13 protein-coding genes are annotated in these 13945 nt (G+C 27.4%); 5 read left to right on the forward strand and 8 right to left on the reverse strand.

Translation table 11 applies throughout. The features are described from left to right. The first annotated feature begins 19 nt into the window (after positions 1-19). From CAMP18498_RS07360 to CAMP18498_RS07380, 5 genes are read left to right on the forward strand one after another with little or no spacing between them, the layout of a single operon-like run. Positions 20-613 carry a hypothetical protein gene (locus CAMP18498_RS07360; RefSeq protein WP_337198207.1) on the forward strand — a complete coding sequence of 198 codons (594 nt, stop codon included), beginning with the start codon at positions 20-22 and terminating at the stop codon, positions 611-613. Continuing rightward, positions 606-1904 carry an HAD-IA family hydrolase gene (locus CAMP18498_RS07365; protein ID WP_337198196.1) on the forward strand — a complete coding sequence of 433 codons (1299 nt, stop codon included), beginning with the start codon at positions 606-608 and terminating at the stop codon, positions 1902-1904. Before CAMP18498_RS07360 ends, CAMP18498_RS07365 begins: the two co-directional genes overlap by 8 nt. Further along, entirely contained in the window at positions 1894-2619 is a 726-nt protein-coding gene (locus CAMP18498_RS07370) for a class II aldolase/adducin family protein (RefSeq protein ID WP_337198197.1), read from the forward strand. The genes CAMP18498_RS07365 and CAMP18498_RS07370 overlap by 11 nt, the downstream gene beginning before the upstream one ends. Position 2620: 1 nt before the next feature. Then, entirely contained in the window at positions 2621-4117 is a 1497-nt protein-coding gene (locus tag CAMP18498_RS07375) for a sugar phosphate nucleotidyltransferase (RefSeq protein WP_337198198.1), read from the forward strand. Next, entirely contained in the window at positions 4114-5241 is a 1128-nt protein-coding gene (locus tag CAMP18498_RS07380) for a class I SAM-dependent methyltransferase (RefSeq protein WP_337198199.1), read from the forward strand. Before CAMP18498_RS07375 ends, CAMP18498_RS07380 begins: the two co-directional genes overlap by 4 nt. Here CAMP18498_RS07380 and hddC read toward each other — a convergent pair. The 8 genes from hddC to CAMP18498_RS07420 all read right to left on the reverse strand — a co-directional run. Continuing rightward, complete coding sequence (gene hddC, locus CAMP18498_RS07385) at positions 5220-5891, reverse strand: D-glycero-D-manno-heptose 1-phosphate guanosyltransferase (protein WP_337198200.1); 672 nt, start codon at positions 5889-5891, stop codon at positions 5220-5222. The two genes, CAMP18498_RS07380 and hddC, sit on opposite strands and share 22 nt — an antisense overlap. Continuing rightward, positions 5879-6484, reverse strand: coding sequence for a D-sedoheptulose 7-phosphate isomerase (gene gmhA2, locus CAMP18498_RS07390; RefSeq protein WP_263659401.1), 606 nt, complete (start codon positions 6482-6484; stop codon positions 5879-5881). Before gmhA2 ends, hddC begins: the two co-directional genes overlap by 13 nt. Continuing rightward, positions 6472-7488: a D-glycero-D-manno-heptose 7-phosphate kinase gene (gene hddA / locus CAMP18498_RS07395; RefSeq protein WP_337198201.1), complete on the reverse strand. Its 1017-nt coding sequence runs from the start codon at positions 7486-7488 to the stop codon at positions 6472-6474. The genes gmhA2 and hddA overlap by 13 nt, the downstream gene beginning before the upstream one ends. 5 nt (positions 7489-7493) lie before the next feature. Then, positions 7494-8525: a GDP-mannose 4,6-dehydratase gene (locus CAMP18498_RS07400; RefSeq protein ID WP_337198202.1), complete on the reverse strand. Its 1032-nt coding sequence runs from the start codon at positions 8523-8525 to the stop codon at positions 7494-7496. 16 nt (positions 8526-8541) lie between these two features. Continuing rightward, on the reverse strand, positions 8542-9603 hold the full coding sequence (locus tag CAMP18498_RS07405) for a GDP-L-fucose synthase family protein (protein WP_337198203.1): 1062 nt from the start codon (positions 9601-9603) through the stop codon (positions 8542-8544). Then, on the reverse strand, positions 9600-10145 hold the full coding sequence (locus CAMP18498_RS07410; RefSeq protein WP_337198204.1) for a dTDP-4-dehydrorhamnose 3,5-epimerase family protein: 546 nt from the start codon (positions 10143-10145) through the stop codon (positions 9600-9602). Before CAMP18498_RS07410 ends, CAMP18498_RS07405 begins: the two co-directional genes overlap by 4 nt. A gap of 4 nt (positions 10146-10149) precedes the next feature. Continuing rightward, positions 10150-12462, reverse strand: a complete 2313-nt coding sequence (locus CAMP18498_RS07415; protein ID WP_337198205.1) for a discoidin domain-containing protein — start codon at positions 12460-12462, stop codon at positions 10150-10152. Positions 12463-12464: 2 nt separating this feature from the next. Continuing rightward, the coding region (locus tag CAMP18498_RS07420) for a CDP-glycerol glycerophosphotransferase family protein (RefSeq protein ID WP_337198206.1) at positions 12465-13945 on the reverse strand (1481 nt) is incomplete at its 5' end.

Consider the following 13945-nt stretch of genomic DNA (forward strand, 5'->3'; position numbering starts at 1 on the left):
ATATAAAAAAGGATATAAGATGATATTTTTACATCGCCAAAATAATTTAGAATCATTTATTGAAAATTATGGTATAGAAGTTGACTTGAGATATAATGAAAAATTAGTATTAAACCACGATCTATTAGAAAAAAATTCTCTATATCCTTTTTTTAAAGAAAAAATTCAGTTTATGAAAAATATCCCTATTATTTGTAATGTAAAAGAATCTGGATTAGAAGAAAAAATTATAGAATTACTCGGTGATAATTTTGAGTATTATTTTTTAGATTCTCAAATTCCAGACATTTTAAGATTATCAAAAAATGGACATCAAGGTAAATTTATTATTAGAATTTCAGATGTAGAATCTTATAATGAAAAACTTATGGATATTAGTAAGCCTAAATATGTATGGGTGGATTATTCACAATTTTCTAGTTTTGATATTAAGGATTATCAAGAATTTATTTATAATATCAAGCCAAAATTAGAGCAAGTTGAACCTATATTGGTTTCTCCTGAGTTATATGATCTATCATATATGAAACTTATAAAACCTATCCAAAGTATTCTACCAAAAGGATTTTCTGTGTGTACTAAAAAGCCTGAGCTATGGAGTGTTTATGTTTAATTTAAGAAAAATAGCTGAAAAATATAAGCTTATTATGGTTGATATTGATAATACTTTGTTTAATTATACATTTGCACATAAAAATGCTTTAGAAGTTGTAATGAAACAATATAGCTTTACGCTAGAAGATTATGATTTAGCAAAAAAGATGATTACAAAAAGAGGATTATCTGCAAATCATCATAAAAAAGAATTATACTTTAAAATTATTTGTGAAAATAAAAATATTCATTTTTCAAAAGCTAGTGAAATGTTTAAGTTGTATATTTCTATTTTTATAAGAAATTTAAAAGTAGACAAAACAATGTTTGAATTTTTATGTTTTATTAAAAGTCTTAATAAAAAAGTAATAGCTATAACAAACTTTTATTTTATTGAGCAAATCCATAAACTAAATTGTGCAAATTTGACAAATATGATTGATTATTTGGTATGCTCTGAAGAATTTGAGCTTGAAAAACCAAATAAAGCGCTTGTTGATAGAGCTTTAGAGCTTTATGGAGAACTTATTGATGAAGAAGAAATTATAATGATTGGAGATTCTATTGCCGATAATTTTCTAGGGGAGGGGTATAGGATAAATTATTATCCATATAATTGTTCAAAACTTCTGATCTCAATTTCTGGAAAAAGTGGAAGTGGAAAGACTACTTTGAGTAATGCCATTGATGAAATATATAAAAGTTTTATTATTAGTACAGATGGCTATCATAAGTATGAAAGGCATTCTAAGATGTGGGAGAGGGTGACACACTATAACCCAGAAGCAAATAATCTTATTCAGTTGGCTATGGATATAAAACATATTTATCAAGATATAGGAAATAAACTATATATACCATTATATGATCATAAAAATGGAGTGATTGTTAAATCCGATGAGATTAAGATTAAAGATTTAGATATTGTGATTATAGAGGGTTTGCATACTTTATATCAAGAGATTATAGGAGATTTTGTAAAAATCAAAATATATATTGATTCAGATGAAGCGGATAAACAGAAGATAAATAGGGATAGTAAAGAAAGAAATTATAGCCATTCAAAAATTATAGATACTATACAAAAACGAGAAGAAGATTATAAAAAATACCTTGAAAAACAAAAAGACAATGCAAATTTTCTAATTATAGTTAGAGATGGTATTTTTAAAATATGTTTAAGGGATATATTGTTAAATAATTACTTGCAAAAAGAATATACTGGTAGATATGAAGATTTGATCCAAACCATAAAAGATATTTTTAGTCTGATTTTGAAAAATAGATGGGTAATGGAAAATGATGTATAACAATAAAAAACTTGATGGGTATATTAAAGACTATCAAGATTTATGTAAAATCTTTGGCAATATTTTAGATGCCCCATCAAAAGGTGGAAATATTTCTATAAAGGAAGATGAATATTTTATTATTAAGGCTTCAGGTGAGGATTTAAAAAAAGTGCATAAAATTTCTATTTTTAAAAATAATGTCAATTCTTTTTCTTATTACAAAGATTATTCTGTAGATATTGTGAAACCATCTATGGAAATCAAAATGCATATGGTGTTTAAAAATAAATATGTAGCACATTATCATCCTGTTTATATTTTATCTTATTTGTGTGCTAGGGAATATAAATTTGAAAATTATAAAGTTATTGATTTTGTTTTGCCTGGAAATGATTTGTATGAAGCACTAAGTAAAAGTTATTCTTATCAAGAAAAGGGTGTGGTGTTATTGCGAAATCACGGCGTTGTTATTTACGCAGAGCAAATTCAAGATATAATAGAATTATATAATCAATTAAAAAGTGAATTTTTTGAACAAAATGATTTTGTGTATACTCCAGATGATGCAGTTGATAAGACTAATGAGGAGCTATGGTTATTTAGAAATGCAATGGAAAATATTGCTATTAAAAAACAAATTAATCTACGTCCATTAAAAGTGAGTGAAATTGATAAATTGTTAAATTTGCCTGATGAACAATATAGAAAAAAAATTATGGAAAGTGAGTATTAGAATGAATATTATTATACCTGCAACTGGAATAGGCAAGAGGTTTAAAGAAGCTGGATACAAAGAACTAAAACCTTTTATTAAGGTTATAGAAGATAAAGTTATCTTGGACTATGTGATTGAATGCTTTGATACTCAAAAAGATGTTTTTTATTTTATTATTCAAGAATGTGAAAAAAATAAATTTGAAGATTTTATTTTATCTAGAAAAATTAATGCAAAAATTATTGTTTACAAAGGGGGGAAACTAGGACCTGCTGGAAGTTTGTATGGTGTGGTGTCACAGTTGCAAGATATATTTGATGAGGAAGTTATTGTTAGCTATTGTGATTTTGGACAAGAATGGAACTATAAAGATTTTCTACAATTTGTACAAGAAAACCTAGATGCTCAGGCTATAATTCCTTGTTATACTGGTTATCATCCTCATTTATTGCCTTTAGAAAATGTGTATGCAGCATGCAAGGTGTATGATAATACTTATAAAGTATACGAAGTTATAGAAAAATATAATTCTAAGAATAAATTTGAAGAATATTATTCTTCCGGTATTTATTATTTTAGAACTTTAAAGTTGGCTATTGAAGCAATAAAAAAACAAATAGAAGCTCAAGATATGGTTTCTGGAGAATATTATATGTCAGTAACTAATAATTATCTAGAAAATGTTTTGTGCTATCCTTTTATAGAGAAATTTTATCAATTTGGTACTCCAAAAGATTTTGAATATGTAAAAGAAAAACTTAACTCACAAGATGTTAATAACGAAAAAACAAAAATACAAAATACTATTATATTGTCTGCTGGTAGAGGAGAGAGATTTTTAAATCTTAATTTTAATCAGCCAAAACCATTTTTACCTCTTGGTAAAACAAGTATTATAGAGAATATAATTGATACCCTAAAAGATGTTGAGACGAAAGTTATTTGCGTTGGCGCACAAGATCATAAAAAATATTGGGAAAATATAAAACAAGAAGTAAGGTTTGTCAAGCCTAATAAGATTGGTGCGGCGTATTCTTATAAAGAATCTTGTGGAAATTTATCAGGCGATGTTTTAATTCTCCCTTGTGATTTAATTGCTAAACATATAAATAGACAATTTAAAAAAATATATTTAAATAGCGACATTGTTATCTTTGTGACAAAAGCATCAAAATATAATTGTGATAATCCAAATTATTTTACTTGGGTAAATGGGAATAATAATATTGTAGAAAAGATATCTGTTAAACATAGATTAGACAATAGTGATTTTATTATGATAGGTAGTTTTTATTTTAAGCAAAATTCTATATTGATCAAAGTCATAAATGACATATTTGAAAATAATATACAAACAAATGGAGAATTTTTTATAGACAATGTTTTTGAATTGCTTATAAAAAATCATAAAATATCTTATGTTGAGGTTGATGGATATTTTTCTTTTGGAACCCCTGAAGAGTATAAAGAAAATAAATATTGGTTTAAAAATAAAAACAAGGAGATTTTGGCATGAGATGTATACAAAGAAACAAATGCATTATTAGTGAAGATGATAACTTGGAAACACTTTCTAATATAAAATATCCGATTTTTTGTGGTTGTACTGAGGAAGATATAAGCAATGATATATTAGCAAACGAAAACATTGTTATTTCAAAAAAATACGGAGTCATTCAATTAAAAGAACTTGTTCCATTGGAAATTTTATACAAGAATGGACACGATTCTGGTGCTATTGGTAGTATATGGATGGAACACCATAAACAATTTTCTGATTTTGTTGTTAAATTTAATCCAAAAAATGTATTGGAGATTGGCGGTGGTAATGGAATCTTAGCAAATAATTGTATAAATATTAATAATAAGATATCTTGGACTATTATAGAACCAAATCCTAATGAAAATAATGATAAGATCAAATATGTAAAATCATTTTTTAATAAAACATATTTATCAAATGGCTCTTTTGATGCTGTAGTTCATTCTCATACACTTGAGCACATTTATAATCCAAATAAATTTTTATATGAAATTTCAGATTCGTTAAATGGGGGGGGGTATATGATATTTTCTATACCTAATTTAAAAAAATATTTAGAAAATAAATGGATCAACTGTTTGTCTTTTGAACATACTATACTATTAACAGAAAATATTATAGATTATATTTTAAATAAAAATAAATTTAAAATAATTGAAAAAAAATATTTTATAGAACATAGTATATTTTATTGCTGTAAAAAAGATATGTCAGTTGATTGTAATAAAATAATATTAAAAGATGAATATTGCAACAATAAGAAATTATTTAAAAATATGCAAAAATTTTATAAAGATAAAATTATTGATCTAAATTCTAAAATGAAAAAATATGATGAAGTGTATTTATTCGGGGCTCATATATTCAGTCAATATTTAATATATAGGGGATTAAATACCTATAATATATGTGGAATTTTAGATAACAATATCAATAAACAAAATAAAAGATTATATGGAACAAATTTGCAAGTATATTCTCCTAATATACTTACAAATAAAAAATGTAAAATTTTAGTTATTTTAAATGCTGGAATTTATAACGATGAAATTAAAATAAAAATGCAAAAAATCAATCATAACATAGAATATGAATAAAATTTACTATAATCTTGCGGTATTCCAATATCAATAAAATAATCATCAAAAATTTGAGTTTGTATTTTCAATGCACTACAGTTTGCTTGCAAAAATTCTTCAAAAGAAAATTTTCTCTCCAAATCAAATTCATCAAACAAATCTTTTTTCAGCAAGTATATACCACCATTGATTAAACCTTGTTTTTTAAATACCTTTTCTTCAAAAGATATCACAATCCCTTGATCATTAACACTTACAGTACCATATCGATCAAAATTTTGCATTTGCTTTAGTGCGATGCAAATTTTACTATCATTTAAAACAAGTTTTTTTAGATCAATATCAAATATAGTATCTCCATTTAAAACATAAACTTGATTTTGTATAAATTTCAAAGTATCTTTTATAGCTCCACCTGTACCTAAAAGCTCTTTTTCAATGTTATAGTATATTTTCATACCATCAAATTCATCTTTAAAGTACTCTTGGATGAGTTCGTATTTATACGAAACGCTTAAAATAACTTCAGTAATTCCTTGTTTTTTTAAATACTCTAAAACAAAGGCTAAAAACGGCTTTCCATTAATAGGTGCCATAGGCTTTGGGAGATCTTGCACTACGCTTTTTAATCTTGTACCAAGCCCTCCTGCTAAAACTATAGCTTGCAATCAAACCCCTTGCCAAAAAGTTCTTCTTCTACTATAGCACAGATGATATGACCTATTAAAATATGTGCTTCTTGGATCCTTGGTGTACAAGATGATGGTACTTTTATACAATAATCACAAAGTTCATTCATAGCGCCGCCACTAGCCCCGGTTAAACCTATGCTTAAAATTCCTTTTTCTTTACAAATTTCTAAAGCTTTTAAGATATTTTTACTATTTCCACTTGTAGAAATTCCTATAAAAACATCTCCGCTCACACCTTGAGCTTGCACTTGTCTTGCAAATAAATTTTCATAACCATAGTCATTACCAATGGCTGTTAAAATACTCGTATCAGTACTTAAGGCAATACTTGCAATACCAGGTCTGTCAAAGTAAAATCTACTCACAAACTCTCCAGCTATATGCTGTGCATCAGCCGCACTTCCTCCATTGCCTGCTAGTAAAGTTTTATTACCATTTTTATAAGCATTGATCACTTTTAAAGACACCTCTTTGATTAAGCTGATCATATCATTATCATTTAAAATCTTAGTTTTGATATCAATTGAATCACTAAAATGAGATTTTATATATAAATTTAAATTTTCCACGATTTTGCTCCTTCTTTAGTGAAGTAGAATTCTTGCACATATCCTTGCTGTTCATTTAGAATTTTTTTAAGTTTATATTTTTTTATAGGATCAACCATAAAAAACATAAAGCCTCCAGCACCCGCTCCACTTGTTTTGCCACTATAGGCACCATTTTCCATGGCTAAGTGATAAATTCTTTCAAGTTCATCATTACTTACTATATCAGAAATGATCTTTTTTGACTGCCATGACTTGCCTAAAATTTGAGCTATTTTGTCAAAATCAGCTCTAAATAGTGCTTCTTTCATATCTAGCGCGTCTTGTTTTATCGCATGCATAGCATTAAGAGAGTTTTCATCTCCTAGCTTTCCTTTTTTATGCTCTTCTATGTCTTTAGCCTCTCTAGTGATATTTGTAAAATAAAGCAAAACTCTAGCCTCAAGTTCGCTTGCTATCCAATTTTTTATGCGCAAAGGATTAACTATCACTCTTTTTTGATCATAAAATTCCATAAAGTTAAATCCACCAAAAGTTGCAGCATATTGATCTTGAGCACCGCCTACTATAGCCATATCCTCTCGTTCAATCTCATACGCCAAACGCGCTATCTCATACTCACCCAGAGGTAAATTCAGCCACTCAACAAATGCTTTAATGATACCTACCACCAAAGTAGAGCTACCACCAAGCCCACTACCACTTGGTACATCTGAATAAGTATGCAAAGAAAAACTTAAAGGTTTTTTAACATAGTCTTTTACCAAACGATTATAAATTGCTTTATAAAGATCTAATTTACCATCATTTTCTAAAAAATATTTGCTTTTATACTCTGCTTTTACATTTGTATCTGCTGAATCAAAGATGATTTTCCTATCTTCTCTTTCTACTAAAGTACAATGCACATATAAAGATATCGTTGCATTTAAAACATAACCCGTGTATTGATCACAATATAAATTTATATCAGTACCCCCACCGGCTAAACCTAAACGCAAGGGAGTTTGAGAACGAATTATCATAACTACTACCTATTAAGTGGGATTCTACCCATAGAGATTTCTTTTCTCCAATGATTTAGCAAATCTTCAAACATCTGTTTAGCTGGAATTTCTGGCTTCCAGTTGATATAGCTTTTGATTTTAGTATTATCAAACATTTGATAGTCTGCATCAATAGGACGCAATCTTTCTTCATCTTGCTCTACTTTGATATCTTTTCTTGTAGAAAGACTCAAAAGCATATCGATAACCTCAGGAAGCTTAAAAGCCTCTTCACCTGCTATATTAAAAGCTTCGCCACAAGGAACTTTTCCTTTTTCACTTTCTAATGAAAGTAAATAATAAGCCCTTATCGCATCTCTGGCATCTTGAAAAGTTCTTATGCTTGATAAATTTCCTACTTTGATAATAGGCTCTTGATAACCTGCTTCAATCAATGCAATTTGCTTTGCAACTGTACTTTCAAAAAATACATCAGAGCGTCTTGGGCCACTATGAGTTCCCATCCTAGTAACATAAGTTCTTATACCATAAGCCTCGCCATAAAATCTTCCCAAATAATCCGTACCGATTTTACTTATACTATAAGGACTTGCACCATGAAAAGTTGTATCTTCATTTAACTTAATACCAACTTTTGCTCTACCATAAACTTCACTAGAAGAACACACATGCACTACAGGATCGTAGCCATCTTTGGCTTTTAACAATCTAATATTTTCTAAAATATTTGCTGTGCCTATGATATTAGTTTGTAAGGTTTCTATAGGTATATCAAAAGAAGTTTTTGGGTAAGACTGTGCAGCCAAATGAAAGATCACATCCGGTCTTTTGCTTTCAAAAAGCTTTTGAATGCTTGAGTAATCATTCAAATCAGCATAAAAAATGCTAATTCTATCTTTTTTATTAATCCTATCACTTAGATGATAGATATTGTCCATAGGTTCTTGCCAACGCATCATACCTATAACATCATAGTCAGTATTTTCCAGTAAATAATCTGCCATTTGTGAGCCAACTTGACCTGTAAAACCTGTAATCAATACTGTTTTTTTCATAAATTTCCTTCTCATTTTAGCTTCTCATATTTTCTTGACAAATATACCAATTATACATAGCTTTAATTCCGTCTTCAAGTTCTATCTTATACCTCCAACCTAAAGAATGAATTTTATCACAACTGCCAAGTTTTTGAAAAGTACCTTCAGGTTTCGCACTATTATAAAATATACTTCCTGCAAAACCAATAATCTCATTCACCAAAGAAACTAAATCTTTTATTGCTATATCTTTACCAGAACCTATGTTAATATGTGTATTTCTTATTTCACTACATTGAGAACTATATAAATCACTAAAGTTAATATTTTGCATTACATAAATACAAGCATCTGCCATATCATCAGCGTGTAAAAATTCTCTTCTTGCATTTCCAGTTCCCCAAATCTCAACTTCATTTTCACTAATACCAAATTTTTGTAGATATTCTTTAGCCCTGTCAATATCATCCATTTGCACATCTTTTAATACAAGATCATATCTTTTTTCATTAAGTAGTTTTGCTAAATAAAATTTTCTAATCAACGCTGGCAATACATGCGATTTTTCTAAATTGAAATTATCATTTAAACCATACAAAGAGCAAGGCATGACAGAAATAAAATTTGTTTTATATTGCAAATTATAAGATTCACACATTTTAAGACCTGCTATTTTAGCTATCGCATAAGGTTCATTTGTATACTCCAAAATACTTGTCAAAAGATGCTCCTCTTTCATGGGTTGAGGGCAATTTTTAGGATATATACAAGCTGTCCCTAAAAACAAAAGTTTTTTTACATTGTTTAAATATGCACTATGTATAACATTATTCTGAATTTGTAAATTTTGATATATAAAATCAGCTCTATAAGTATTATTAGCTAATATCCCACCCACTTTCGCAGCACATAAAAACACATATTCTGGCTTCTCTTTTTCAAAAAAATATTCTACAGCCTGTTGATTTGTTAAATCTAGTTCTTTATGAGATCTTAATATAAAATTTTTATAACCCTTTTCTTTTAATTTCTTTAAAACAGCCGAACCGGTCAAACCATTATGTCCTGCTATATAAATTTTAGAATCTTTATTCATTTAATTTCCTTTTGGACTAAAATATCTCTTTCTGAAAGAATTGGCGATCTTGTCGGCCAATCGATTCCTATTCTTTCATCATTCCAAGCATAAGTAAACTGATCAGGCGCATCCAAATATTCGCCTTCATATGCAAGTTTATAATAATAAACCGCATCTTTTGAACTAACATAATGAGAATTACCCATATTTGGTGGTAGCAAAATTAGTTGTTGGTTGTTTTTATTAATAATGAATTTTTCCCATTTTAAGTATGTTGACGAATCCTTCCTGCAATCAACTACGACTTGATGCACCTCGCCATAAACACAAGTAACAAGTTTCCATGTTTTAATGTCACCATGAATACCTCTCAACACATTAAAATGCGAATTTATAAATTTATCATGTTTAAATTTTAAACCTTTGGGGATGATATCTCCTAAATTTTCCTCAGTAAAAGCTGTCCAAATTTCACCCCTTAAATCTTTAAATTTATTAGGAGTTATTATATACACTCCCTTTAAAATTTTTGATTCTTGTATATCAAATTCTATAGCCATTTTACTATTCTCCGTTGTTTTTATCAAAGTCTCTTTTTAACTTATGCATATCTTTAAGCAAAAACTTAATATATCTCCACCAAACACCACGTTTGCTTTTACATATTTCAATCAAAGCTTCGCCTAGTTTATAAGAAACTTTTTCTTTCTCCTTCAAAGCCTCTTGAAAATCTGGACTACTTTCTAAGGGTGGTAAAATCAAACCTGGATTTTCTTTTATTTTTTCATTATACTTTTTTCTTTCAAGCATATGCTTATTCTTTATACCAAGCAATATGAAGGTTATTTTTAAATAGTCAGTTTTTCCTTTCAAATTTTCTAAAGCAAAACCTAGTTTATATGCTAAATGATTTTGAATTCTTGCTTTTGCTGAATTTGCATCAATTAATAATTCATCTGTTCGTACACTTTCTTCACAATCAATTTCTTTTTGAATTTGTGTATTTGTAATTTTATTTCCTAAATCAATATTTAACTCTCGTGCTAACTCCAAAAAATCTTTATTATTTGGTTGCAACTCTAAAGCATATTTAATACATGTAATAGCATTTACAATATCCTTTTTAAAAGAAAATATTTTTGCTGCAACAAAAGATATGTAAGGATATTTAATTTTATATTTAAACACAATATAAGGATAATCTAGATTGTCGTATATTCCTCTAGCCCAATTATATCTTCTTCCTAAAAACAATGCTTTAAAAAAATTCTCCTTATCTTTTAAGATAATATTATTCAATTCAAATTCAACCTGATTATAATTTTTCATTTTAAAATAACAATCAATTATTAAAATATTCCACATTGTATTAGTTGGATCATAATATAATGCTTTTTGTATGTGAGACAAGGAAATTTCATGAGATAAATTAAGCACCTTAGATAACTCATAAAGTCTATAATAAGAATAACTAATTTGCAATTTATTCAAGTTTAAAACAAAAATATTTTCTTGAATAAGTGAATAAATTTCTAATGTAGTATACAACTCCTGATAACTTCTTCTTATTGGTTTACCTGAAATCAAAGATGCTACTCTTCCAAATGCTGATCTATTAACAGTAATAATGGCTTTAGATTTTGACATAAAAAATAATTCAAAAAAATCTCTTTTTAAGCCATCTATGCTAATATTTTTTCCAACAAAATCATCAATTGTTTTACAATAGTATTTTGATTTATTATGACACTGAATATATTTTGATAATAACAAATTAGCTTCCCGATCTTGGCCAAAAATTACCACATGATTATTACATAATTCTTTCATTATAATATCTATAGCCACCTCATAAGGAAAATGTCTATCATTTGCCCACAGCTGCGGCATTAATTTTACCTCAGAAAAAATTAATTCACCACCTCTTAAATGAATTGCTGTAAAGTCATCAATATTTTTAGATTGATCTTCAACATACCGAATAATATCTGAAAAATCTTTCGACCATTCTATTTCTTTAAAACAATTACTTAAATCCTTTAAACACTGAATATAGGAGTAATCTTTTATATAACTAGAAGGTAAACTCTGTCCTGATGTCCATCCAAACTGATACTCCGAGTGCAAAAGATCAATTTCACAAAATGATTTCATTAAGTTAATCTTCGAATGATAAAGATTAACTTCTTTTATATCTTTTTGCAAAAGAAAATTATTTATGAAATTAATTGAAAAAACATTTTCAGCAGATAAAAAATTAACACCCGTCAAAGAACCAGAATTACTTTGTATATTAGCATAATCCATATCCAAGCCATTTGGCCATATAAATTTCATTTTATAATTTGTTTTTTTTGACAATAACATTGCTATCATTAACGACTCCAATCTCATTCCAAAGCCGTCTGGTTTCACAGAAATAATATAACCTTTTACTTTCCTAACAAAAATTTCACATTTCTTAAAATGTAAATAATTTTTTTCTTGTAAAGAAATTTTAACCCACCTAGCTTGTGCTGCTTGATAAATATTTATATCTAAAGTTTCAAGTCTATTCCATTCAAACATATTAGAATCAACTTTAATCCAAGTATTACCATCCAATGAAAGCTCTACTTTTATACTTTTAATTCTATCTTGATATCTAACATTTGCTCTATTTGTAATTCTTATACAATCAATAGTCTCAATATTCTCTAAATCTATCATCCACCAAGGATTTGTCTCTAAACCGGTATGAAATGCATAGTCATCAATGACTAAATCTGCCTTGCAAGCCCTACTAGCATCATCTATATGAGACCATTTTGAAATAGAACTTTGCATGGCTTTTTTATTTTTAGCCAAATCAATACAATCTTCTTTTTTAAATATCATCTTTATTCCCAAATATTTTCTACAAATCGGATTATTTCCGAACAGTAAAAAGAAATATAAACTTGTCTATCTGCTATTTTAAACAGATCTTTTATTGGACCATTCTGTAAAAACAATTCTTTTTTTAAATCCAACTTGCTCATCTTATACTCACCATAAAGCTCATCATAAACTTGACTAAACAATTGTTCATTTTCTGTGTAAAAATAAATTTTCAATTTTATTAAAGCAAAATCTCTTAGTTTTTCTTTTAAAATTTCAAAATTTTCCAGTATTTGTATAGCTTCTTCTAATTTATTAATACTAATATAATTTTTTACAATTTCAAGTTTTATTTTATCGCTAAAATTAGAGTTATTCTTATATTCTTTTTCTTTAATAAACTTTAAAGCTTGATTAGACTTACCGCTCATTCTCATAGTATAAAGATAATTAAAAATTAGATCTTCATTGAATCCTATAGAACAATATTCTTTAAAATTTTCATTTTCTAAAAACTTTATAATAAATTCAAATTTATCGCTAGCTTCAATATAATATTTTTTTTCCAATGCATTATTCGCTAGTTGTAAAACATAATCAATATCATATTTTTTTACATGTGAATCTTTTAGCTTTAAAATAGCTTCATAAATTCTTTCACAACACCTACCGTCCTTAAAAACAAAAGTTGAGTCTATATTGTTTTTATAAACACCAAAAGGTTTACAGTCATTTTGTAATAATTTTTCAAGCTCTTTAAGTAGATTTTCTTCATCTTCTACCACAGGTCCAAAACCATCTTTTTTATAATCAAAATAGCCTTTTTGGTATGTATGATAAGTAAAAAATTCTTCTTTATCAAACTGATAATAAATTACTGGTTTTTCCAGATAAGCCATTTCAAAAGCTGCACTAGAATAATCTGTTATCATTAAAGAAGAATTTTGAAAATTCTTTTGAAAAGATTCATTTATTTCTCTATATTTTAAACTAATATAATCTGGTATATTAATTATGCTAACCATAGATTGCATATTATAATGCAGGACAATTGCAATATTATATCCAAATTTCTCAGAAAGCTCTTTTAATTTCTTACTTTGTATAAAATTACTCCATTTTATATAATACTGTGATGCTAAAAAATCTGATTTTAACTCTCTTTTTAAACTACAATCCTTTTTTTCTACAAGATAATTTCTCCATGTTGGCATTATAAGGATTTGTTTAGTATCAGATTTATTATTTTTTAGTAAGGCATCATGTCTTGCAAGACCTGTTAAAACCATTTCTTTTTTTCCAAATTTATAACGATTATAATCATTTGCTATAGAATCATATTCAGCTTGGGTTGAACTAGTTCTTAAAATGAACTTTAAATTATTAAACCATTTTGAAAGATCAACGGCATCAACACCATGGCCTAAAAAAATAAATTTTTGATAATTTGCTAATTCAATATTAAAAGCATTAGGATGATGCGATGAAACAAACAAATTTA

This window comes from Campylobacter sp. W0066.2, from assembly GCF_024723515.1.
Classification (GTDB): domain Bacteria; phylum Campylobacterota; class Campylobacteria; order Campylobacterales; family Campylobacteraceae; genus Campylobacter_D.